The following is a 22,989-nucleotide window of genomic DNA, read 5'->3' on the forward strand; positions in this document are numbered from 1 at the left end:
CCTGACCGAATGTGGGATTCGGTCACTTCAAGTGACCGAATCCCACATTCGGTCAGGGGGGGAGGCGCGCAGGAAGGTCCCGGTTCGCCGGACGCCGAGGACGGGTGTCGGGACCCCGTCGCGGACGACGCATTCGCCGCCGACGAACACCGCGGACACCGCATCCTCGTTCCGGTTCACCATGCGCGACAGTCCGTCGTACTCCGGCACCGGGCACTCGGCGTATGCGTCGAGCGTGGCATCGAGGTGCGCGGGGTCGATCACCACCACGTCGGCCCGGTCACCGATCCGCAGGTGCCCGGCATCGAGCCGATACCAGTCGGCGAGCTCCCCGGTCAGGCGGTGCACCGCCCGTTCCACCGACATGAACGGTGTTCCCGCCCGCTCGGCGTCCTGAACGCGGCGCAGCAACCGCAGTCCGAAGTTGTAGAAGGCCATGTTCCGCAGGTGCGCGCCCGCGTCGGAGAAGCCCAGCTGGATGCCGGGGTCGGCGGCGAACCGGTCGAGCACCGCCGGGCGGTGGTTCGAGATCGTGGTACGCCACCGCACCTTGGTGCCGTGCTCGACGACCAGATCGAGGAACGCGTCGACGGGGTGCACCCCGCCCCGGTCGACCCCGACCTGCCCGAAGGTCTTGCCGATCACCGAAGTGTCCGGGCATTCGACGATCTCGGCGTCGAAGAAGTCCCGGTGCCAGACCCGCGGCCCGTACTTTTTGTCGTAGTCCGCGCGGAAACGTCGCCGGTAGTCCACGTCGGCGAGCAGCGCCCGCCGCTCCTCGATCTGGTTCGACAGGTGCAATGCCTCGGCGCCGGAGCCGAACTCCTCGAACACCGGCAGATCGATGCCGTCCGCGTACACCTCGAACGGCACAGGAAGATGCTGCCAGCGGAAGTCGCCGCCCAGCGCGTTGATCGCCTTCGCCATCGCCGGGAAGAGGTGCGCCGCAGCCGGTGTCGCCTTGACGTCGGCGGCGGAGAGCAGGCTCACCTTCAGCGGACGCCGGAACAGGCCAACGCTGCTCAGCGCCAACGCGACCATCGACTGCGGACGGGCCACGTCGGGGCCCGCCTGCAACGCCCGACCCCGGCGTCGCAGGATTGCGCCGAGCCTGCGGCGCTCCTTCCGCGTCGCATAGGTCGAGGGCAGTGTCCGGGACCGGCAGAGGTCACCGTCTAGCTTGTCGAACAGCAGTTCCTGTGTGGACAGGCCGACGAAGCCCGCGTCGAGCGCCTCCTCCAGCATGGCCGCCATCGCGTCGAGCTCGGCCTGCGTCGGCGCGACCTCCTTGCGGGTCGCCCGGTCCAGTCCCATCCGCGCGGAACGAATGTCCGAATGCCCAAGGAAGGAAGACACGTTCGGGCCCAACGGCAGCGCCTCGATCGCCTCGATGTACTCGTGCGCCGAGGTCCACGTCTTGGATTGGGTGAGCGTGTCGACGACGTGCCTGCGCGGGATGGCCTCGACCCGGCCAAACAGGTCGCCCGCATCGGAGGGGTCCGCGTGGACGGCGGACAGCGAACAGGAACCGAGGAAGACCGAGGTGACGCCGTGCCGCACCGATTCGGGCAGTCCCGGGCTCAGGAGGACCTCGACGTCGTAGTGCGTGTGAATGTCGAGCATGCCCGGCATGACCCACTTGCCGGAGGCGTCGAGCACCTGCGGGCACCCGGTTTCGTCGAGCGGGTCGATCGAGACGACCGCGACCCGCCCGCCGCGGATGCCGAGGTTCCGGATCGCGGACGTGGCGCCGGTGCCGTCGAACCAGCGGCCGTTCCTGATGATGACGTCGAAGCGCGTCCCGTCGCGGGGATCGCCGGGCACTGGTCGGTTCGTCACAGCTGCACCCTCGTTCGCATTGTCTTGCCGGTCGCGTTGCGCGGCAGCGGCGTCGTGGTGATCCGCCACCGGGTCGGCACCTTGAAGTACGCGAGCCGGTCGGCGGCATAGGCGCGCAACGCCTCCGCCGACACGTCATCGCCCGGTCGCGTCACCACCACCGCGGCAACCTCCTCCCCGAGGTCCGGGTGGTCGACGCCGATCACCACGCACTCCGCGACGGCCGGATGCTCGTCGAGGCACTGCTCGACCTCGACGGGATAGACGTTCTCCCCGCCCCGCAGGATCAGGTCGGATCGGCGTCCGGTGAGCCGGATCATCCCGCCGTCCAAGACGCCGACGTCGCCGGTGTGCAGCCACCGGTCGTCGGTGATGGCCGCCGCGGTCGCCGCGTCGTCCTCCCAGTAGCCCAGCATCACGTACGGGCTCCGCACGCAGATCTCGCCCTCGGTGCCGTCCGGCACTGGGTCGCCGAACGGGTCGCGGACCTCGACCGCGACACCGATGATCGGGCGGCCCAGGGTGCCGGGGAAGGTGTCCAGGTCCATCGGCGTCGCGACGGACACCGCGGTGCAGCATTCGGTGAGCCCGTAGCTGTCGACCAGCGCATTCCGCGCGAATGGCAGCGTTTCCCGCAGCCGCTCCTGGAAGGTCGGGGACGACGGAGCCGACGCCAGCGCGAACGCGGTCAGCGACGACAGGTCGTACCGGTTCAGGCCGGGGTGGTCGAGGAGACGATTCGCCATCGTCGGCACCGCACCCCAGTTGGTGACCCGTTCCCGTTCGATCAGCCGAAGCACCCGGTCCACATCGAAGGAACCCTCGTGGATCACCACGGCGCTGCCCGTCGCGAGCCGCGGCACGATCAGATTGTGCAGGCTGGCGATGTGGAACAGGGGAGAGGTGAGCAGGTAGCGCAGATCGCTCGGCCCGTCGGAGGCCGGGGTGCCCGCGAACGCCGCGGTGAGGGCGTCGCTGTAGCGGTGGTAGTCGATGACGGCCACCAGGTTTCGCTGCGAATGCACCGCACCCTTCGGACGTCCGCTGGTGCCGCTGGTGTACAGAATCGCCGCCGGGTCGTCCTCGTCGACCTCGGTGCGCGGCAGCTCGGCGCCGGCGAACTCCTCCACCAGCCGGGGCAGGTCCGCTTCCATCGTGAGCACCGGCGTGTCGACGGCGAGGCCCTCGAGCCGCGTGGCGCGCGGTCCGTCGACGATCAGCACTGACGGGCGCGTGTGCCCGATCCCGTAGTCGATCTCGCGCGGCGCCCACCAGGCGTTGAATCCGACGGCGATCGCGCCGAGCGACTGGGTGGCCCAGAACGTCAGCACCCACTCGGGCGTGTTGGCGGCGAGGATCGCGACGCGATCGCCCGGTCCGACGCCGTACCGGTCGCGCAGTGCCGTCGCGAGCGCGGCAACGGCGGCGCCGTGCTCCGCGTAGGACATCCGGCGGTCCTCGGTGACCAGGTAGTCGCGGTCGCCGTACTCGAGGGACGCGGCGAGGACGTCGCCGAGGGACCGGTTCCGGCCAACCATCACCGGCATCGCGGCGCCGAGGACGTCCTCGACGCCGAGCTCGAACCGGCCACCGGGCCCGGTGAGCGCGGCGATCACGGAGGCGATCTGCGCCAGGGGATCATCGGCCTTCGTCACGTGTCTTCCTTGTCGTTCGGGGGTCAGGGGACGAGGACCGCGCGGCCCCGGATGTGGCCCGCTTCGAGGCGGTCGAAGGCGTTGCGGGCGTCGCGCAGGTCGAACCGCTCCACCGCGACGACGAGCCGCCCGGTCTGCGCAAGGGTGATCGCGTCAACGAGGTCGCCTCGGGTGCCGCCGTACGACTTGCGCACCGACGCACCCCACGGCCAGCCGGGGCCGCCAGCGGCGTCGGCCGTCACCCCGGGGACGCCGCCGCCGAGCCCGATCATCCGGTACGCCCCGTTCGGTGCCACCGACTCGACCGCCATGCGTGCGGTGGCGTCGATGCCGACGAAGTCGAACACCGCGTCCGCGCCGCGACCACCGGTGAGGTCGAGGATCCGGCGGGCGGTGTCCGGGCCGGATTCGAAGGTGACCTCGGCGCCGCAGTGGGCCGCGAGCGCGAGCCGGTCGTCGCCGACGTCGACCGCAACGACCCGGGTCGCGCTGGCCGCGCGGAGGATCTGGACGGCGACGTGCCCGAGGCCGCCGACGCCGATCACCACGGCGGTGGAGCCGGGGCCGAGGTGGTCGCGGGCGCCGCGGATCGCGTGACAGCTGGTCAGTGCGGCGTCGGCGATCGGGGCGGCCTGCAGGAAGTCGAGGTCGCCGATCGGGACGAACGACCGCGCGGGCACCCGGACGTAGTCGGCCATCCCCCCGTCCGGGCCGAGGCCGGGACACGGCGGCATCGCGGTGCGGCCCGCCGCCAGGCAGACGTTCTCGTTGCCGGTCAGGCATTCCCGGCACACCCCACACGACCAGCACAGGTAGATCACGCCGCGCTCACCGATGCTGCGGCCGTCGACCGCGTCGCCGACCGCCTCGATCGTGCCCGCGATCTCGTGCCCGAGGGTCAGCGGCTCCTCCCGCATCTTCACCGGGAAGTGCAGCAGGTGCAGGTCGGAGTGGCAGAGGCCCGCCGCGCCGACCCGGATCAGCAGATCGGACGGACCGAGCTCGGGGACCGGGACGTCCCGGACCTCGATCACACCGGGGCCGGTCAGTTGCAGCGCGCGCATCGAGCCGTCGCCGTCCTGTGCGGCCACCGGGGCGGGTGTGCGGGACTCATGGGCGTACTCCTGTGGGTGCGGGGTGCCCGGATTCCGGTGTTTGACCGGAATCGGGCTCGACTCGACCCCAGCAAGCGGCAACGCCCGTGTGATCTGGGCGATAGACTAGTATTCGCTGACGTTGTGTCAAGTGACAAACTTTATGTCTTGTTTATGGCATAGAGTCCAGTCAGTGGGCACCCGCTAGCCTGGGGGCATGGCGGACACGGCCGACAAGCCACGCAAGCGGAAGAGCACCCTGCGGGAGGAGCAGAAGAAGGCGACCCGGGCCAAGATCGAGGAATCCGCCCGGACCCTGTTCAGCGCGCGGGGATACGCCGCAGTCACCGTCGACGACATCGCAGCTCAGGTCGGGTGCAGCCGGGCCACCTTCTACCTGCACTTCACGGCCAAGGTCGACGTGTTGCTGGTCCTGGCCGAGCGGGACATGGCGCCCAGCACCCTCGCGGTGTACCGGGACCTCGACCGGGTCCTCGACACCGGTTCGCGGGAGGAGCTCACCGGCTGGATCACGCGTGCCATCGGGTGGCTCCAGCAGAACAAGGACATGCTCCAGGCCTGGGACGAGGCGACCGTGCTCGAGCCGGACATGCAGGCCGTCGCCCGCCACGGGATGCTCGCCCTGCCGAACGCGATGACGACGTACCTCGACCGCTGGCCCGAGGACCGGCGCGACGAGGCCCGGCTGCGGGTCGATCTCCTGCTCACGCAGCTCGAACGCTTCTTCACCCGGTGGGCGGTGCAGGGCACGATCGACGTGACCGCGGAGACGGCGGCGGAGGTGCTCACCGACATCTGGTTCCCGGCCCTGTCGGCTCCATGACCGTCGGCAGGCGCACCATGTGCGCCGCAGGCCGCGCGGCCTGAGAGTATGGGTCGGTGACTACCGGAGCTTGGATCGCCATCGCGGCCGTACTGGCCGTCCTCATCGTTGCCCTCGTCGTCGGTGGGGTGCTGTACCGGCGACGGCAGGTCAGCCTGACCCCGAAGACCGAGCGGCCCGAGGCGCTCGGCGAGGCCACCGACCGGTCGGGCGGGTACACGTCGGCGGGCGGCTTCAACTTCAGTGAGGGGAGCACGGCCACCGCCCCGCCCGCGCCGAAGCCGGTGCCAGCGGAACCGAAGGTCGTCGAGAAGCCCGTCGTCGAGAAGCCCGTCGTCGAGAAGCCGGTCGTCGCGGAGCCGGTGGTGGAGGAGCCCACGGCCGCCGCGCCGGTCGTCGAGACGCCTGCGGTTGAGGAGCAGGCCGCGGCCCCCGCCGACGAAGCGCCGGTCGCCGAGCCGGTCGTCGCCGAGCCGGTCGTTGAGGAGCCCGTCGTCGAGGAGCCGGCCGCGGCGCCCGCCCCGGAACCGGAGGCGCCCGCTGCGCCCGTCATCGAGGAGATCGCGCCGACCGAGGGCAGGCTCGACCGGCTCCGCGGCCGTCTCTCCCGATCCCAGAACGCGGTCGGCAAGTCGCTGCTCGGCCTGCTCGGCGGCGGCGACCTGGACGAGGACTCCTGGGAGGAGATCGAGGACACCCTGATCATCGCCGACCTCGGCAGCGCCGTGACCGAGGAGGTCGTCGGGAAGTTGCGGGCGGAGATCGCGTCCGGCAACGTCAAGACCGAGGCGCAGGCCCGCGCGCTGCTCCGCAAGGTGCTGATCGAGGCGCTGCACCCGGAGATGGACCGTTCGATCCGGGCGTTGCCGCACGATGCGACCCCCGGCGTCCTGCTCGTGGTCGGCGTCAACGGCACCGGCAAGACCACCAGCACCGGCAAGCTCGCGCGGGTGCTCGTCGCGGACGGCCGCCGGGTGCTGCTCGGCGCCGCCGACACCTTCCGCGCCGCGGCAGCGGACCAGCTGCAGACGTGGGCCGAGCGGGTCGGTGCCGAGGTTGTCCGCGGACCCGAGGGCGGGGACCCCGCCGCGATCGCGTTCGACTCCGTCACCAAGGGCATCGAGACCGGTGTGGACGTCGTCATCGTCGACACCGCGGGCCGCCTGCACACCAAGACCGGGCTGATGGACGAGCTCGGCAAGGTCAAGCGGGTCGTCGAGAAGCGGGCCGTGGTCGACGAGGTGTTGCTGGTGCTCGACTCGACCGTCGGGCAGAACGGGCTCGTCCAGGCCCGGGTGTTCGCGGAGGTCGTCGACATCACCGGCGTCGTGCTCACCAAGCTCGACGGCACCGCGAAGGGCGGCATCGTGTTCCAGGTGCAGCACGAGCTGGGTGTGCCGGTGAAGCTGGTCGGGCTCGGTGAGGGCGCCGACGATCTGGCGCCGTTCGAGCCGGAGGCGTTCGTGGACGCGCTCCTCGGCTGAACCGCGGCAGCAGGCCGAGGGGAAGCCCCGGCGGGTCGCACGGGGCAACAACTCGGCCTGTCAGGGCCGCGAAACCTAGTAGCAACACACATCCGCGATGCGTTCACGTGCGCGAAACGCGAGGGCGTCACAGCCGAAACACCCGATGAGCACTCTTCTCCTCAAGTCGAAAGCCGCGAGCAGCGGGCGACCTGACGAAGGAGGAGGCACAAGGTGGAATTCCCGACTATCGGAGCACCGGACGCCGGTGATACCGCGTGGATGCTGATGAGCGCCGCGCTGGTGTTGCTGATGACGCCCGGGCTGGCGTTCTTCTACGGCGGCATGGTCCGCGCGAAGAGCGTCCTGAACATGATCATGATGAGTGTCGGCGCGATGGGTGTCGTCGGTGTCCTGTGGGCGCTGTACGGCTATTCGATGGCGTTCGGCGAGGACAAGGGCGGGCTGATCGGCGACCCGTTCCAGTTCTTCGGGCTCAAGGGTCTGTTCGGTGGCTCCTACCTGGCGGACGCGGAGACCGGGGCCGCCGCCGCGATCCCGCTCGTCGGCACCATCCCGGCGACGGTGTTCGTCGCCTTCCAGGCGATGTTCGCGATTCTCACCGTCGCGCTGATCTCCGGTGCTGTCGCCGACCGCATGCGGTTCGGGCCGTGGCTGCTGTTCGCCGGGCTGTGGGCCACCGTCGTCTACTTCCCGGTCGCGCACTGGGTCTTCTCCTTCGACGGCGTCACCGCCGAGACCGGCGGCTGGATCGCGAACTCGGTCAAGGCGATCGACTTCGCCGGTGGTACCGCGGTGCACATCAACGCCGGTGTCGCTGGCCTGGTCCTCGCCCTGATGCTCGGCAAGCGTCGCGGCTGGCCCGCCACCCCGTTCCGCCCGCATAACCTGCCGTTCGTGATGCTCGGCGCCGCGCTGCTGTGGTTCGGCTGGTTCGGCTTCAACGCCGGGTCCGCGGTCGGCTCCAACGGGATCGCAGGCGCCGCGTTCGTCACCACCCTCGTCGCCACCGCCGCCGCGATGCTCGCCTGGCTGCTCGTCGAGCGGCTGCGGGACGGGCACGCCACCACCCTCGGCGGCGCCTCCGGCATCGTCGCTGGCCTGGTCGCGATCACTCCGGCCTGCTCGTCGGTGGACGTGGTCGGTGCCCTCGTCATCGGTGTCGTCGCAGGCGCCCTGTGCGCCCTCGCGGTCGGCCTCAAGTACCGCTTCGGCTTCGACGACTCCCTCGACGTCGTCGGTGTCCACCTGGTCGGCGGCATCGTCGGCACCCTGCTGGTCGGCTTCGTCGCGACGGCGGACGCACCCGCCGCGGTGGACGGCCTGTTCTATGGTGGGGGCCTCGACCAGCTGTGGCGCCAGGCGGTCGGTGCGGGCGCGGTGCTGCTGTACTCGCTCGTCGCCACCACCGTCGTCGCGCTCATCGTGAAGTTCACGATCGGTCTGCGGGCGAGTGACGAGGCCGAGGCCCGCGGTCTGGACGATACTGAGCACGCCGAGAACGCCTACGACTTCGCCGCACTCGGCGGTGGGGGTTCGGTTGGCTCGGCAATCTCGGCACCGGTGCGCACGTCCGTCAGGGAGGCATGAATTCAATGAAGCTCATCACCGCAATCGTCAAGCCGTTCACGCTCGAGGACGTCAAGACCGGGCTGGAGCAGGCAGGCGTGCTGGGCATGACCGTCAGCGAGGTCCAGGGGTACGGCAGGCAGAAGGGGCACACCGAGGTGTACCGGGGTGCCGAGTACTCGGTCGACTTCGTCCCGAAGGTCCGTGTCGAGGTCGTCGTCGACGACAGCGTGGTCGACAAGGTCGTCGAGGTGATCGTCGAGGCCGCCCGCACCGGCAAGATCGGTGACGGCAAGGTGTGGGTGAGCCCGGTCGAGTCCGTCATCCGGGTCCGGACCGGCGAGCGGGGCGCGGATGCCATCTGACCCGACAGGGTCCGCATCCGGTGGCCCCGATCCCGTCGCAGCAGCGGCGGGGTCGGGGCCACCCGCGTTCGCGGGCACCCCGACACCCGGCCACGACCACATCGTCGCCGCCGACGACCTGGTCCGGGCACGGAAGCAGTTGCTGGACCGTGGTTCCCGCGCCCGCAGGCTCGACGCCCCCGCGTTGCGGTCGGCGATGGTGGAGCTGCACGAGTTCTGGTTGACCACCAAGGGCGCCGAACTCGGGATCACCGCGGACAGCGGCTTCGCGATCGTCGCCGTCGGCGGCCTCGGCCGCCGGGAGCTCCTTCCGCACTCGGACCTCGACCTGGTGCTGCTGCACGACGACATGGACCCCGGCGTGGTCGCCGATGTCGCGGACCGGCTCTGGTACCCGTTGTGGGACGCGCACATCAAGCTCGACCACAGTGTGCGGACGGTGCCGCAGGCGTTGCAGGTTGCGGCCACCGACCTGACCGCGGCAATGGGCCTGCTCGAGGCGCGGCACATCGCCGGGGATGCGGAGCTGACGAACCTGCTGATCGGGGGGGTGCGGCGGCAGTGGCGGGCCGGGATCCGGTCCCGCTTCGATGAACTCGTGGAGATGACCCGCGCGCGGTGGTCCCGCAGCGGGGAGATCGCGCATCGCGCCGAACCCGACGTCAAGAACGGCCGCGGCGGACTGCGCGACGTCCAGCTGCTTGACGCGCTGGCGATCGCCCAGTTGACCGACGCGGCAACGGGACTCGGGCCGGATGCGCCGGGCGGGGGGCTGGCCTCCGCGCATCTGCGGCTGCTCGATGTCCGCACCGAACTGCACCGGGTAGCTGGCCGCGCCAGGGACCAGGTCCGCGCACAGGACGCCGACGAGATCGGGGCCGCGCTGCGGATCGGTGACCGCTTTGACCTGGCCAGGACGTTGAGCGACTCGGCCCGCACCATCGGCTACTCGGTGGACGTGGGGCTGCGGACGGCGGGCAACGGGTTGCCGCGGCGCGGCCTGGCCCGACTCCGTCGGGTGCCGGTGCGGCGGCCGCTCGACGAGGGGGTCGTCGAGCATGCCGGGGAGGTGGTGCTGGCGCGGGACGCGACACCGTCGCGGGACCCCGGGCTGATCATGCGGGTCGCCGCGGCCGCAGCCCGGACCGGCATGCCGATCTCGGCGTCCACCCTCGGCAGGCTCTCCGACAGCGCGCCGGAGCTGCGGGAGCCGTGGCCGACGGAGGCGCTCGCGGATCTGCTGGTGTTGGTGGGGTCGGGGCCGCGGACGGCAGCGGTGATCGAGGCGCTCGACCGCACCGGGCTGTGGGGGCGGCTGCTGCCCGAATGGGGCTCGGTTCGCGACCTGCCGCCCCGCGACGCCGTGCACACCTGGACGGTGGACCGGCACCTCGTGGAGACGGCGGTCCAGGCGAGTGCGTTCACCACTCGGGTCACCCGCCCGGATCTGCTGCTCCTCGGTGCGTTGCTGCACGACATCGGGAAGGGGCGCGGCGGCGACCACAGCGTCGTCGGGGCCGACCTGGCCACCCAGATCGGCAGGCGGCTCGGCCTGTGGCCGTCGGATGTCACCGTGCTCAGTGCGATGGTCCGGCACCACCTGCTGCTCCCGGACACCGCAACCCGCCGAGACCTGGACGATCCCGCGACCGTGCGGATGGTGGCCGACGCGCTCGGACACGACCCGGTGCTGCTCGAGTTGCTCTACGCGCTCGCCGAAGCCGATTCGCTCGCGACCGGGCCCGGGGTGTGGGGCGAGTGGAAGGCGACGCTCATCGGGGAGTTGGTGCGTCGCTGCAGGCTGGTGATGGCGGGCGAGCCGCTGCCGGAACCCGACCCGATCGACCCGGAACACGCCGCCCTCGCCGAGGGCGGGGGTGTGCACGTGATGCTGACGCCGGCCGAGGGGCCCCACACCTACACGGTGACGGTGATCGCGCCGGACGTGCCCGGCCTGCTGTCCGACGCGGCCGGGGTGCTGGCCCTGCACTCGCTGCGGGTGCTGTCGGCGGCGGTCGGCAGTCACGGCGATGCGGTGGTGAACTCGTTCACCGTCGCGCCCCGCTTCGGTGCACCCCCGCAGGCCGGGCTGCTGCGGCAGGAGCTGATCCGGGCGACGGCAGGCGAACTGGACCTGGTCACCACCCTCGCCGAGAAGGAGCGGGCCGCACAGCAGGAGCAGGTGCTCGACCTGGGCGCGGCGGGAGTGCCGGTGCAGTACGCGCAGGCGCCGCCGCGGATCATCTGGTTCGACTCCGACGTCCCGGGGCAGGTGATCCTCGAACTGCGCACCGAGGACCGGCTCGGCATGCTGTGCCGGCTCGCCGCGGTGCTCGAGCAGCACGGTGCGGACGTCCGGTGGGCGAAGGTCACCACCCTCGGCACCTCCGTGGTCGACGCGTTCTGCCTTCACCTCGGCGACGGCGATCCGCGGGTCACCCGCGCGGACCTGGCGGCGGCGATCCTGTCGGTGGTGCCCGCCCCGGCGCCGCCGAGGGGCGGGGAGGAGGGGGGTGCCGCCCCGAGCGGCTAGGCTGGTGTGCACGTGTCCGCGGACGGGCCCCGTGCCGGTCCAGACCACCCCGTCTCACAGCCAGGAGCTCGCTCGGTGTTCGAATCCCTTTCCGACAGGTTGACCGGTGCCCTCAAGGACCTGCGCGGCAAGGGCCGGTTGTCCGGCGCCGACATCGACGCCACGTGCAGGGAGATCAGGCTCGCCCTGCTCGAGGCCGACGTCGCGTTGCCGGTCGTCCGGTCCTTCATCGCGAAGATCAAGGAACGCGCGAAGGGTGCCGAGGTCTCCGGCGCGCTGAACCCGGCGCAGCAGGTCGTCAAGATCGTCAACGAGGAGCTCGTCGGGATCCTCGGCGGCGAGACCCGGCGGCTGCAGTTCGCGAAGACCCCGCCGACGGTCATCATGCTCGCCGGCCTGCAGGGTTCCGGTAAGACCACCCTCGCGGGCAAGCTCGCCACGTGGCTGACCGGGCAGGGCCACACCCCGCTGCTGGTGGCCTGCGACCTGCAGCGCCCCGGCGCGGTGGGTCAGCTGCAGATCGTCGGCGAGCGGGCCGGTGCCGCGGTGTTCGCGCCGCACCCCGGCACGTCGATCGGCGGCGGCGAGAACCAGCTCGGCCAGTCCGCCGCCGACCCCGTCGATGTTGCCCGCCGCGGCATCGAGGAGGCCCGCGCGAAGCATCACGACGTGGTGATCGTCGACACCGCTGGCCGCCTCGGCATCGACGAGGAACTGATGGCGCAGGCCGCGGGGATCCGCGACGCCGTCCAGCCCGACGAGGTGCTGTTCGTCCTCGACGCGATGACCGGCCAGGACGCGGTGCACACCGCCGAGGCGTTCCAGTCGGGTGTCGGCTTCACCGGTGTCGTGCTGACCAAGCTCGACGGCGATGCCCGCGGCGGCGCCGCGCTGAGCGTCCGGGAGATCACCGGCAAGCCGATCATGTTCGCGTCCACCGGCGAGAAGCTCGAGGACTTCGACGTCTTCCACCCGGACCGGATGTCGAGCCGGATCCTCGGCATGGGTGACGTGCTCACCCTGATCGAGCAGGCCGAGCAGGTCTTCGACGCCAAGCAGGCCGAGGTCGCCGCGCAGAAGATCGGGTCGGGCGAGCTGACCCTCGAGGACTTCCTCGAGCAGATGATGGCGGTCCGGAAGATGGGCCCGATCGGTAACCTGCTCGGGATGCTGCCCGGCGCGGGCCAGATGAAGGACGCCCTCGCGCAGGTCGACGACAAGCAGCTCGACCGGATCCAGGCGATCATCCGCGGCATGACCCCGGCCGAGCGGGCCAACCCGAAGATCATCAACGCCTCCCGCCGGCTGCGGATCGCGAACGGGTCCGGTGTGAAGGTCTCCGACGTCAACCAATTGGTCGACCGGTTCTTCGAGGCCCGCAAGATGATGACGGCGATGGCGGGCCGGATGGGCATGCCCGGTGCCCGCGGCTCGCAGCGCTCGAAGAAGGGCAAGAAGGGTAAGAAGGGCGGCAAGGGTCCGACCCCGCCGAAGATGAAGGGCGGCTTCCCCGGGATGCCGGGCGGCTTCCCCGGACTGCCCGCCGGGATGGACCTGTCGAAGATGCCGAAGGGGCTCGACGAGCTGCCGCCGGGTCTCGAGGGCCTGGACCTGTCCCAGCTCAAGCTGCCGAAGAACTAGGCCGTGTCGCTGCGCATCGCGGGCCGCGGCCTGCCCGACGAGCAGCCCATCGAACTGTGGATCGGTGACGACGGGATGCTCTCCGCCGACCCGATCCCGGCCGCGCGGACCCTGACCGAGACCGGATGGGTGCTGCCCGGCCTCGTCGACGCGCACTGCCACGTCGGCATCCGCTACGGCGGCGGCCACGAGGACGAGGCCGGGCTGCTCGCGCAGGCGGAGACCGAACGCGACCGCGGCGTCCTGCTGCTCCGTGACGCCGGGTCCCCGGTGGACACCCGCCTCGTCGACGCGCGCCCGGACCTGCCGCGGATCATCCGCGCGGGCAGGCACATCGCGCGCCCCAAGCGGTACATCCGCGGCCTGCCGGTCGATCTGGACGACGAGGCGCAGCTGCCTGCGGCGGTGACCGAGCAGGCGCTGCGCGGCGACGGCTGGGTCAAGCTGGTCGGCGACTGGATCGACCGTGAGGTCGGGGACCTGCGCCCGCTGTGGAGCGACGCGGTCCTGAAGGAGGCCATCGCCGCCGCGCACCGGGCGGGCGCCCGGGTCACCGCGCACGTGTTCGGCGAGGACGCGCTGCCGGGGCTGATCGGCGCGGGCATCGACTGCATCGAGCACGGCACCGGCCTGACCGACGAGACCATCGAGATGATGGTCGAGCACGGCACCGCGCTGGTGCCGACGCTGGTGAACATCGCGACCTTCCCGGAGATCGCGGACTCGGCATCCCGGTTCCCGGTGTATGCCGCGCACATGCGTGACCTGCACGCCCGGCGCTACGAGACGGTGGCCGCCGCGCACGCCGCAGGTGTCGCGATCTACGCGGGCACCGACGCGGGCGGATCGATCAGGCACGGCCGGATCGCCGACGAGGTCGCCGAGTTGGCTGCGGCAGGCCTCGGGCCGACCGGGGCGCTCGGCGCCGCCTGCTGGGATGCCCGCACCTGGCTCGGGCATCCGGGCCTCGATGACGGCGCCCCAGCGGACCTCGTCGTCTACGACCGGGACCCGCGAATCGGGCCGGATGTGCTGGCGCGGCCGGACCTGGTGGTGCTGCGCGGGCAGGTCGTCACGCGGCGCGGCCGGTTCGCGTAGCGGGGCCGGTTCATCGGCGCGGCCGGTTCGCGTAGCGGGGCCGGTTCATTGGCGCGGCCGGTTCGCGTAGCGGGGCCGGTTCATTGGCGCGGCCGGTTCGCGTAGCGGGGCCGGTTCATCGGCGCGTCCTACCGGGTGCAGCCGTCGCCGGCGTCGCCAGCGCGGGCGGTGAACCGGATCTCGCTGATCGAGGTGACATCGTTGAACGGGGCGGACTGCACCCCGTCCCGGCTGGAGACCGGCTGACCGTCGACGGTCGCGACGACCGTCAACGTCGCGGTGCGCGCGGTGGTGTCGACCGGCATCGTCTGGACGCCGCGCCGTGGCTCGAGCCGCTGCACGGTGGTGCTGCCGTCGTCGAATGTCCACTTCACCTCGGTGACCTTCCGGTTCTGCGCGAACCGGTCGGATCCGTCGGGGTCGGTCTTGTCGTGGCCGGGGTCGACGCCGATGGACGCCAACTGGACCGAGCACGGGAAGCTGACGGCGAGGGTCTGGCCCGCGGTGCCCATGCAGCGCCACGCGGTCGTGACATCACCGTCGATCGCGTTCGGTGCCTCGTAGGCGTGCGTGCGGCCCGTCGAGTCCACCGCCGGGGGCAGCGGCGTGCAGGTCGGGAGCACGGCGGTCGGGGTGACGGCGACGGTGTCGGCACTGACGTCCCCGGCAGGGACTTCGAAGGCCCCGCCCCCGAAGTCCCCGCCCGCAAGGTCCCCGCCGTCCGCGGTGTCGGTGTCGTCCGCGGGTGCCGCGCTGCCCGCGACGGCACCGGTGTCGTCGGTGAGGGCCCGGTTGATCAGGTAGCCGCCGCCGGCGAGCACCGCGAGGACCGCCGCGATCGACGTGAGCACGACCGCCCAGCCCCGCCCGGACAGCGGCGGGCGGGGCGGTTCGGGGGGCGCCGCGGGCGTGGGGGTGCTGTCGGTCATGCGGGGGTGTCCTTCGTCGGTGCGGCGGCGGCCGTCGGCGTGGTGGCTGGTTCGGGTGGCAGGAATGGTTCGTGCGGCGTGGTCGGGGCGCGCCGCGCCTGCGCGAGCCCGACGTCGTATGCGAGCGCGGCGAACGCGACCACGGCCTGCAGCGCGGCGAGCACGAGGATCGTGATCCCACCCCAGCCGAGCCCGATGACCACCGACTCGGTGCCGTCGGCGGCGGCGCCGAGCAGGTCCGCCGGCGTCGCGACGTTGCCGATGACGATCAGCACGAAGAGCGCGAGCAGGGTGCCCGCCGCCGCGGACGCGGTCGCGATCGCGTGCAGCACCGGGGTGGCGCCGCGGACGGTGGCGAGCCGGGGGAGCGTCGACAGGCCCGCCACCAGGCCAGCGAACAGCACTGCCGCCACCACCAGCAGGCCCTGCGGGAGCGCGATCGCGCTGACGGTCACGACGCCACCCGAGGTGTGCGCGTCGAGGTAGGGGCCGAGGCCGACGAAGAGGGCGGCGACCCCGAGCAGCAGGACCACCGCGGCGAGGGCGATGCCGCGGCGTCGCTCGGGTACCGGGGGCCCGTCCGTGAAACTCGGGAACGGTGCCTGCGCGGGAGCTGCGCTCGGCGCGGGTGGACGCGGCGGCGAGGGCGACAACGTCGTGCCCCTTTCGAGTCGTCGAACCGGGCCGCGTGGCCCGCGGTCGACCGGAGTGTAGGCAGACGGTGGGCGGGTCGGGCGGCTATCCGGGTGCGGGCGCGTCGCCGCGGGCCGTCCCGGGGGCGGTCGCGGGGCGGGCGATTCGTCGGGTGGTGTGCGCGTCTGGCAGAATGGACCGCTGTTCGCCCGTCTCCGGTTACGCACCGCGCGGCGGTCACAACACCCCATCAACGCAAAACCGGGTGCGCATGCCTTGCGCATCGCTGAATTGCGCCGTGACCATTCGAAAGGTTCCATCGTGGCTGTCAAGATCAAGCTCACGCGGCTCGGCAAGATCCGCAACCCGCAGTACCGCATCATCGTCGCGGACTCTCGCACCCGCCGCAACGGCCGTGCGATCGAGACCATCGGCAAGTACCACCCCAAGGAAGAGCCGTCGCTGATCGAGATCGACTCGGAGCGCGCGCAGTACTGGCTCGGCGTCGGCGCCCAGCCCACCGAGCCGGTCGAGAACCTGCTCAAGATCACCGGCGACTGGCAGAAGTTCAAGGGCCTGCCGGGCACCGAGGGCACCCTCAAGACCAAGGAGGCCAAGCCCTCCAAGCTGGAGCTGTTCCAGGCCGCGCTCGCCGCCGCCGAGAACGAGCCGGTCGCCGAGGCCATCACCCCGAAGAAGAAGGCCGCCAAGAAGGACGAGGCCGCCGAGGCCGAGGCCCCCGCCGAGTCCGCTGAGGCCGGCGAGTAATGAGTGCCGTTGTCGCCGACGCCGTCGAACATCTCGTTCGCGGCATCGTCGCCAATCCCGACGATGTCCGGGTCGAGATGATCACCGGGCGTCGCGGGCGCACTGTCGAGGTACACGTCAACCCCGACGACCTCGGCAAGGTCATTGGCCGTGGCGGCCGCACCGCCACCGCACTGCGGACCCTCGTCACCGGCATCGGTGGCAAGGGCCTTCGCGTCGACGTGATCGACACCGATCAGTAATTCGGTGGAACTCGTCATCGGCCGTGTCGCCAAGTCGCACGGCATCAGGGGCGAACTCGCCGTCGAGATCCGCACCGACGAGCCGGAGCTGCGCTTCGCCGTCGGTGCGGTCCTGCGCGGCCGCAAGCCCCGCGATCGGAAGCTCACCGATTACACGGTGGAAGCCGCCCGGGAGCACTCCGGGCGGCTTCTGCTGCGTGTACGCGGCGTCGACGACCGCACCGCGGCCGACGCGATGCGCGGCACGCTGTTCGTGGTCGACACCGCGGACCTGCCGCCGTCCGACGACCCGGACTCGTTCTACGACCACGAACTCGAGGGCCTCGAGGTGCGGCTCGGTGACGGCTCCGTCGTCGGAACGGTCGTCGAGGTGCTGCACTCCGCGGCCGGGGAACTGCTGTCGGTGCGTCCGGTCGGCAGTGACACAGGTGAGATCCTGATCCCGTTCGTCACCGCGATCGTCCCGACCGTCTCCGTCGCGGGCGGCTACGTGGAGATCGACCCACCCGAAGGACTACTGGACCCGGAGTAGCCGTGCGCCTCGACGTCATCACGATCTTCCCCGAGTACCTCGAGCCGCTGCGAACCGCGTTGCTGGGCAAGGCCATCGAGAAGGGCCTCGTCTCGGTCGGCGTGCACAACCTGCGGGACTGGACGCACGACGTGCACAAGGCCGTCGACGACTCCCCGTACGGCGGCGGGCCCGGCATGGTCATGAAGCCCACGATCTGGGGCGATGCGCTGGACGCTGTCTGCCCCGACGACGCGCTGCTCGTGGTCCCCACCCCCGCCGGGGTGCCGTTCACCCAGGCCACCGCGCAGCGCTGGTCCACCGAGAAGCACCTCGTCTTCGCCTGCGGCCGCTACGAGGGGATCGACCAACGCGTCTTCGACGACGCCGCCCGCCGGGCGCGGGTCGAAGAGGTCAGCATCGGGGACTACGTGCTCATCGGCGGGGAGGCCGCCGTGCTGGTGATGGCCGAGGCCGTCGTCCGGCTGATGCCGGGGGTGCTCGGCAATCAGCAGTCGCACGAAGAGGATTCGTTCTCCGACGGGCTCCTCGAAGGTCCCAGCTACACCCGGCCGGTGAGCTGGCGGGGCCTCGACGTGCCCGAGGTGCTGCTGTCCGGCAACCACGCGAAGGTCGCGCAGTGGCGGCGCGAACAGTCGCTGGCGCGGACTGCGGAGCGGCGGCCCGACCTCCTCCCCGGCACCGACGACGCGTAGCCCCGCGCCCGGCCGAACTGTCGGTGGGTCACGGTAGGGTCGGTCGCCGTGACCTCAGCCCTGAAATCTGTGAACCAACGCATCGCCGAGGAACTCGACGTTCGGGAGGAGCAGGTCCGTGCGGCCGTCGACCTCCTCGACGGCGGCGCGACGGTCCCGTTCATCGCCCGATACCGCAAGGAGGTCACCGGCGGCCTCGACGACGTGCAGTTGCGACAGCTCGAGGAGCGGCTGCGCTACCTGCGCGAGCTCGACGAGCGCCGGGTCGCGATCATCGAGTCGATCCGCGCCCAGGACAAGCTGACCGACGAACTCGAGGATCAGCTGATCCTCGCCGACACCAAGGCCCGGCTCGAGGACATCTACCTGCCGTACAAGCCGAAGCGGCGCACCAAGGCGCAGATCGCCAGGGAGGCCGGGCATCAGCCGGTCGCCGACACCCTCCTCGCCGACCCCTCCGTCGACCCCGCCCAGTACACCGCCGAGCAGCTCGAGGGCGCCCGCGCGATCCTCGTCGAGCAGTTCGCCGAGGACGCGGACCTGGTCGGTGAGCTGCGTGAGACGATGTGGCGCCGCGGCCAGGTGACATCCACGGTCCGCAAGGGCAAGGAGTCCGATGGCGCGAAGTTCGCCGACTACTTCGAGTTCTCCGAGCCGTTCGAGAAGCTGCCGTCCCACCGGATCCTCGCGTTGCTGCGCGGCGAGAAGGAAGAGGTGCTCTCGCTCGGCCTCGACGCGGACACCGAGCCGCAGGCGCCGGGGGAGCCGACCGTCTACGAGGGCCGCATCGCCGCCCGATTCGGGGTCGCCGACCGGGGGCGTCCCGCCGACCGGTGGCTGCTCGACACCGTCCGCTGGGCCTGGAAGACGAAGCTGGCCGTCAGCCTCGGCATCGACACCCGGATGCGGCTGCGGCAGTCGGCCGAGCAGGACGCGGTCGACGTGTTCGCCACCAACCTCAAGGACCTGCTGCTCGCCGCGCCCGCGGGCACCCGCACCACGATGGGTCTCGACCCGGGATTCCGCACCGGCACCAAGGTCGCGGTCGTCGACGCCACCGGCAAGGTGCTCGACCACGCCACCATCTACCCGCACCAGCCGGCGAACAAGTGGGACCAGTCGCTGGCCACCCTCGCCGGGCTGGCCGCCAAGCATCGCGTCGACCTGATCGCGATCGGCAACGGCACCGCCTCCCGGGAAACCGATGCGCTCGCCACCGATCTGATCGCGAAGTTCCCGGCGGCGAAGCTGACCAAGGTGATGGTCTCGGAGGCGGGCGCGTCGGTGTACTCGGCGTCCGCGTACGGTTCCCAGGAACTGCCCGACCTCGATGTGTCGATCCGCGGTGCGGTGTCCATCGCCCGCCGGCTGCAGGACCCGCTCGCCGAGCTGGTGAAGATCGACCCGAAGTCCATCGGCGTCGGTCAGTACCAGCACGACGTGTCGGAGACGCTGCTCGCGCGGTCCCTCGACGCGGTCGTCGAGGACGCGGTGAATGCGGTCGGTGTCGACGTCAACACCGCGTCGGTGCCGCTGCTGTCGCGGGTGTCGGGCATCGCCGCGTCGCTCGCCGAGTCGATCGTCGCGCACCGGGATGCCAACGGCCCGTTCCGGACCCGTGCCGCGCTCAAGGACGTGGCCCGCCTCGGGCCGAAGGCGTTCGAGCAGTGCGCGGGCTTCCTCAAGATCGCCGACGGCGACGACCCGCTCGACTCGTCGGCCGTGCACCCCGAGGCGTACCCGGTGGTGCGGCGGATCGTCGACGCGCAGGGGGCGACGGTCAAGGAGATCATCGGCAACGCGTCGATGCTGCGGTCGCTGCGCCCGCAGCAGTTCGCCGACGAGCGGTTCGGTGTCCCCACCGTCACCGACATCATCGCCGAGCTGGAGAAGCCGGGCCGCGACCCGCGCCCGGAGTTCAAGACCGCCACGTTCGCTGCCGGGGTCGAGAAGGTCGCCGACCTCACGCCCGGCATGGTCCTCGAGGGGGTCGTCACCAACGTCGCCGCGTTCGGCGCGTTCGTCGACGTCGGGGTACACCAGGACGGCCTCGTGCACGTGTCGGCGATGTCGCACACCTTCGTCAAGGATCCGCGCGAGGTGGTCCGGTCCGGGGACGTCGTCAAGGTGAAGGTGATGGAGGTCGACGTGCCGCGGCAGCGGATCGGCCTGAGCCTGCGGCTCGACGATGAGCCCGGCGCACCGAAGCAGTCCGGCCCCCGGCAGGGCGGTCAGCGGCAGGGTGGTCAGGGCTCCGGTGGCGGCGGCCAGCGGCAGAACGGCCGCGGCAACGGCGGCGGCCAGCAGCGTCAGTCCGGGGGTCGTGCCGAGCGTCCCGCCACCGGCTCGATGGCCGACGCCCTCCGCAAGGCCGGCTTCGGGAAGTAGTTCATTTCGCCCACCCCCCCGCCCGAGTGAACGGAAGCGTTCAGTCGATTAGATCGACTGAACGGTACGTTCACTCGGGCGGAGTGGCGGGTCAGAACCCGCCGATGCCCTTGCCGATCATCACGACCCCGATAACCAGCAGCAGGGTCGCCATCACCGCGGCGTTGTTGGCGGTCAGCCACGCCGTCAGCTCGTTCAACCAGCCGGTGACCCGGTCCCGCGCCGCGAAGTAGGCGATCACCGGGAGCGCGACGGTGCTGGCCGCAATCACGGTGAACACGATGCCGGCGACCGTGAGCGCCGCACCGCTGACGCCCAGCTGCGCGACCGCCACCGCGGCGCCGACGATCATCAGCAGGTTCTTCGGGTTCACCACCGATAGCACCAGACCAAGGCCGAACGCCTTGCCGGGGGTGACCTTGTCGATGGCGGCCCACCCGGGCATCGCGGGCGCCTCGCCCGGCTTCGGGCGGCCGCGCCACTGCTTGCCTGCGAGCAGAAGCAGCAGCACACCCAGCACGATCTTGATCGTCGCCGTGACCGCGTTGCCGTTCGAATCCGTGCTGAGCCCGACGACGCTTGCGATCACCACGAGGACCGCGTAGCCGCCCGCGATGCCGAGCACCCAGCCCGCCGTGAAGCTGGTGGCGGTGCTGCCCGCCTTCGGGGTCAGCAGCATGAGGATCGCGGCAATGATCGGGATCGGGCTGATCGCGATGCCAAGCGCGAGTGGAAGTATGCCTCCGATTGCGTGTCCCATGCCGGGGATGCTCGCAGAGTCCGGGCCCGCGCGAACCACCCGCGACGGATGAGTGCGTCGGGTCCGGTCGGGGTGAGATGCTCGGGGCATGCAGCCCGAGCCGTTGACGTTGGTCGCCCGCCCCACCGCCCCGACGAAGAACATGTCCTGGGTGCCTGGCGGCACATTCTGGATGGGGTCGGAGGACTTCTACCCGGAGGAACGGCCGGTGCATCAGGTGCAGGTCGACGGGTTCTGGATGGACACGCACCCGGTGACGGTCGCCGAGTTCCGCCGATTCGTGAAGGACACCGGGCACGTCACCGTCGCCGAGTCGGCGCCCGATCCGGCCGACTACCCGGGCGCGGACCCGGCGGATCTGGTGCCCGGCTCACTGGTGTTCACGCCGCCGCCGGGGCCGGTGTCGCTGGACGACTATCGCCAGTGGTGGTCGTGGGTTCCCGGTGCGGACTGGCGGCACCCCGAGGGCCCGGACAGCAATGTCGGTGGGCGCGAACGTCATCCGGTCACCCACATCGCCTACGCCGACGCCCTGGCCTACGCGGACTGGGCGGGCAAGGAACTGCCCAGCGAGGCGGAATGGGAGTTCGCCGCCCGCGGCGGACTCGACCGGGCGACGTACGTGTGGGGCGACGAGTTCGCGCCGGGGGGCAGGCATCAGGCCAACACCTGGCAGGGGCAGTTCCCGTGGCAGAACCTCGCCGAGGACGGGTTCGTCGGCACCTCCCCGATCGGTGCGTTCCGCCCCAACGGGTTCGGGCTCGTCGACATGGCGGGCAACGTCTGGGAGTGGACCACCGACTTCCACACCGCCGACCACGGCGCGTCCGGGCGCAACACCGCCCCGGCCGACGCCTGCTGCATCCCCCGGAACCCGCGGGTGGAGGCGGCGGTGCTGCGGGACGGCGAGGTGTACCCGCGTCGGGTCATCAAGGGCGGCTCGCACCTGTGCGCACCGAACTACTGCCTGCGCTACCGGCCCGCGGCCCGGCAGGGGGAGACCGAGGAGACCTCGACCTGCCACGTCGGGTTCCGCTGCATTGTCAGGAGTTCGGGACCAACCCCATGAGGCACTGGCTCGACCACCAGATCGTCGCCACCGGCAGGCTGCCGCTGCTGTGCTTCCTGCTCGGCTTCATCCTCGGCTTCGTCTTCATCCGGATCAGTGTGCGAATGATCCGGGCGCAGGTCCGGTGGTGGCCGGGCAATGTGACCCCGGGCGGGCAGCACGTGCACCACGTGGTGTTCGGGGTGGTGACGATGGTGGTCTGCGGTGTCGCCCTGATCGCCACCTACGAGGACGGGACGCGGACGTCGGGTGCGCTGCTCGCTGCCGGGTTCGGGATCGGGATGGCGCTGGTGCTCGACGAGTTCGCGTTGATCTTCTACCTCAAGGACGTGTACTGGTCGGAGCAGGGCCGGGCGTCGGTCGACGCGGTGTTCGCCGCGGTGGCCGTCACCGGGTTGTTGCTGCTCGGGGCGCGACCGGACTCGATCGTGAACCCCGCCGACTTCCGCGACAACCCGGACCTGGTGGTGCGGCTGGCGCTGGTGGTGTCGTCGCTGCTCAGCCTCGCGATCGCGGGTGTGGTGATCGCGAAGGGGAAGATCTGGACGGCGCTGTTCGGCATGTTCATCTCGCCGATGCTGCTGGTGGGGGCGATCCGGTTGAGCAGGCCGGGGGCACCGTGGGCGCGGTGGCGGTACCAGGACAGGCCGAAGAGGATGGCGCGGGCGGTGCAGCGGGAGAAGCGGTACCGGCGGCCGTTGATCCGCGCGAAGATCTATGTGCAGGACCTGATCGCGGGCAAACCGAGCCTCGAACACGCGGTGAGCGCCACCGAGGCGGAGCTTGAGCGGACCGTCCGGCCCGCTCCGGCCCCGGCCCGCGTCGGGGCGGCGGACGGTGCCTGATTTCGC

The 22,989-nt window shown here is 71.2% G+C and carries 20 protein-coding genes; 14 read left to right on the forward strand and 6 right to left on the reverse strand.

Annotated elements, in window-relative coordinates:
• Positions 1 to 27: 27 nt before the first annotated feature.
• From ACFWQG_RS05715 to ACFWQG_RS05725, 3 genes are read right to left on the reverse strand one after another with little or no spacing between them, the layout of a single operon-like run.
• Positions 28 to 1,839, reverse strand: coding sequence for an amidohydrolase family protein (locus ACFWQG_RS05715; RefSeq protein WP_378506611.1), 1,812 nt, complete (start codon positions 1,837 to 1,839; stop codon positions 28 to 30).
• On the reverse strand, positions 1,836 to 3,494 hold the full coding sequence (locus ACFWQG_RS05720; protein ID WP_378506612.1) for a class I adenylate-forming enzyme family protein: 1,659 nt from the start codon (positions 3,492 to 3,494) through the stop codon (positions 1,836 to 1,838). The genes ACFWQG_RS05715 and ACFWQG_RS05720 overlap by 4 nt, the downstream gene beginning before the upstream one ends.
• A gap of 23 nt (positions 3,495 to 3,517) precedes the next feature.
• Positions 3,518 to 4,558 carry an NAD(P)-dependent alcohol dehydrogenase gene (locus ACFWQG_RS05725; protein ID WP_378506749.1) on the reverse strand — a complete coding sequence of 347 codons (1,041 nt, stop codon included), beginning with the start codon at positions 4,556 to 4,558 and terminating at the stop codon, positions 3,518 to 3,520.
• 247 nt (positions 4,559 to 4,805) lie between these two features.
• Here ACFWQG_RS05725 and ACFWQG_RS05730 point away from each other — a divergent pair, with 247 nt between their 5' ends.
• The 7 genes from ACFWQG_RS05730 to ACFWQG_RS05760 all read left to right on the forward strand — a co-directional run bounded on the left by ACFWQG_RS05730 (position 4,806) and on the right by ACFWQG_RS05760 (position 14,122).
• On the forward strand, positions 4,806 to 5,432 hold the full coding sequence (locus ACFWQG_RS05730; protein ID WP_378506613.1) for a TetR/AcrR family transcriptional regulator: 627 nt from the start codon (positions 4,806 to 4,808) through the stop codon (positions 5,430 to 5,432).
• Positions 5,433 to 5,488: 56 nt separating this feature from the next.
• Positions 5,489 to 6,916 (forward strand): signal recognition particle-docking protein FtsY, encoded by a 1,428-nt coding sequence (ftsY, locus tag ACFWQG_RS05735; protein ID WP_378506614.1) that lies wholly within the window; start codon positions 5,489 to 5,491, stop codon positions 6,914 to 6,916.
• Between the two features lie 261 nt (positions 6,917 to 7,177).
• Positions 7,178 to 8,506 (forward strand): ammonium transporter, encoded by a 1,329-nt coding sequence (locus ACFWQG_RS05740; RefSeq protein WP_378506750.1) that lies wholly within the window; start codon positions 7,178 to 7,180, stop codon positions 8,504 to 8,506.
• 5 nt (positions 8,507 to 8,511) lie between these two features.
• Entirely contained in the window at positions 8,512 to 8,850 is a 339-nt protein-coding gene (locus tag ACFWQG_RS05745; RefSeq protein WP_378506615.1) for a P-II family nitrogen regulator, read from the forward strand.
• The gene (locus ACFWQG_RS05750; RefSeq protein WP_378506616.1) at positions 8,840 to 11,383 is read left to right on the forward strand and encodes a [protein-PII] uridylyltransferase; all 2,544 of its coding nucleotides are present in this window, start codon (positions 8,840 to 8,842) and stop codon (positions 11,381 to 11,383) included. Before ACFWQG_RS05745 ends, ACFWQG_RS05750 begins: the two co-directional genes overlap by 11 nt.
• 75 nt (positions 11,384 to 11,458) lie before the next feature.
• Positions 11,459 to 13,024 carry a signal recognition particle protein gene (ffh, locus tag ACFWQG_RS05755; protein WP_378506617.1) on the forward strand — a complete coding sequence of 522 codons (1,566 nt, stop codon included), beginning with the start codon at positions 11,459 to 11,461 and terminating at the stop codon, positions 13,022 to 13,024.
• Between the two features lie 3 nt (positions 13,025 to 13,027).
• On the forward strand, positions 13,028 to 14,122 hold the full coding sequence (locus ACFWQG_RS05760) for an amidohydrolase family protein (RefSeq protein ID WP_378506618.1): 1,095 nt from the start codon (positions 13,028 to 13,030) through the stop codon (positions 14,120 to 14,122).
• A gap of 128 nt (positions 14,123 to 14,250) precedes the next feature.
• On the opposite strand, the gene ACFWQG_RS05765 is transcribed toward ACFWQG_RS05760, so the two are convergent.
• Both ACFWQG_RS05765 and ACFWQG_RS05770 read right to left on the reverse strand, forming a co-directional pair.
• A complete protein-coding gene (locus tag ACFWQG_RS05765; protein ID WP_378506619.1) occupies positions 14,251 to 15,051 on the reverse strand; it encodes an NADase-type glycan-binding domain-containing protein in 801 nt (266 codons plus the stop codon).
• Positions 15,048 to 15,704: a DUF5336 domain-containing protein gene (locus ACFWQG_RS05770; RefSeq protein ID WP_378506620.1), complete on the reverse strand. Its 657-nt coding sequence runs from the start codon at positions 15,702 to 15,704 to the stop codon at positions 15,048 to 15,050. Before ACFWQG_RS05770 ends, ACFWQG_RS05765 begins: the two co-directional genes overlap by 4 nt.
• 301 nt (positions 15,705 to 16,005) lie before the next feature.
• Between ACFWQG_RS05770 and rpsP the strand changes: the two genes are divergently transcribed.
• From rpsP to ACFWQG_RS05795, 5 genes are read left to right on the forward strand one after another with little or no spacing between them, the layout of a single operon-like run.
• The gene (rpsP, locus tag ACFWQG_RS05775) at positions 16,006 to 16,452 is read left to right on the forward strand and encodes a 30S ribosomal protein S16 (RefSeq protein WP_378506621.1); all 447 of its coding nucleotides are present in this window, start codon (positions 16,006 to 16,008) and stop codon (positions 16,450 to 16,452) included.
• A complete protein-coding gene (locus ACFWQG_RS05780; RefSeq protein WP_378506622.1) occupies positions 16,452 to 16,694 on the forward strand; it encodes an RNA-binding protein in 243 nt (80 codons plus the stop codon). The genes rpsP and ACFWQG_RS05780 overlap by 1 nt, the downstream gene beginning before the upstream one ends.
• Positions 16,695 to 16,698: 4 nt before the next feature.
• Positions 16,699 to 17,226: a ribosome maturation factor RimM gene (gene rimM / locus ACFWQG_RS05785; RefSeq protein ID WP_378506623.1), complete on the forward strand. Its 528-nt coding sequence runs from the start codon at positions 16,699 to 16,701 to the stop codon at positions 17,224 to 17,226.
• Positions 17,227 to 17,228: 2 nt separating this feature from the next.
• A complete protein-coding gene (gene trmD / locus ACFWQG_RS05790) occupies positions 17,229 to 17,921 on the forward strand; it encodes a tRNA (guanosine(37)-N1)-methyltransferase TrmD (protein ID WP_378506624.1) in 693 nt (230 codons plus the stop codon).
• A gap of 48 nt (positions 17,922 to 17,969) precedes the next feature.
• Entirely contained in the window at positions 17,970 to 20,309 is a 2,340-nt protein-coding gene (locus tag ACFWQG_RS05795; protein ID WP_378506625.1) for a Tex family protein, read from the forward strand.
• A 91-nt stretch (positions 20,310 to 20,400) separates the two neighbouring features.
• On the opposite strand, the gene ACFWQG_RS05800 is transcribed toward ACFWQG_RS05795, so the two are convergent.
• Positions 20,401 to 21,069 carry a GAP family protein gene (locus ACFWQG_RS05800; protein WP_378506626.1) on the reverse strand — a complete coding sequence of 223 codons (669 nt, stop codon included), beginning with the start codon at positions 21,067 to 21,069 and terminating at the stop codon, positions 20,401 to 20,403.
• 142 nt (positions 21,070 to 21,211) lie between these two features.
• On the opposite strand from ACFWQG_RS05800, the gene ACFWQG_RS05805 reads away from it, so the two are divergent.
• Together ACFWQG_RS05805 and ACFWQG_RS05810 are read left to right on the forward strand one after the other, a co-directional pair.
• A complete protein-coding gene (locus tag ACFWQG_RS05805; protein ID WP_378506751.1) occupies positions 21,212 to 22,138 on the forward strand; it encodes a formylglycine-generating enzyme family protein in 927 nt (308 codons plus the stop codon).
• Complete coding sequence (locus tag ACFWQG_RS05810) at positions 22,135 to 22,983, forward strand: hypothetical protein (RefSeq protein WP_378506627.1); 849 nt, start codon at positions 22,135 to 22,137, stop codon at positions 22,981 to 22,983. The genes ACFWQG_RS05805 and ACFWQG_RS05810 overlap by 4 nt, the downstream gene beginning before the upstream one ends.
• The last annotated feature ends 6 nt before the right edge of the window (positions 22,984 to 22,989 follow it).

The sequence above is a fragment of the Rhodococcus sp. NPDC058532 genome, assembly GCF_042719255.1.
Classification (GTDB): Bacteria; Actinomycetota; Actinomycetes; order Mycobacteriales; family Mycobacteriaceae; genus Rhodococcus_G.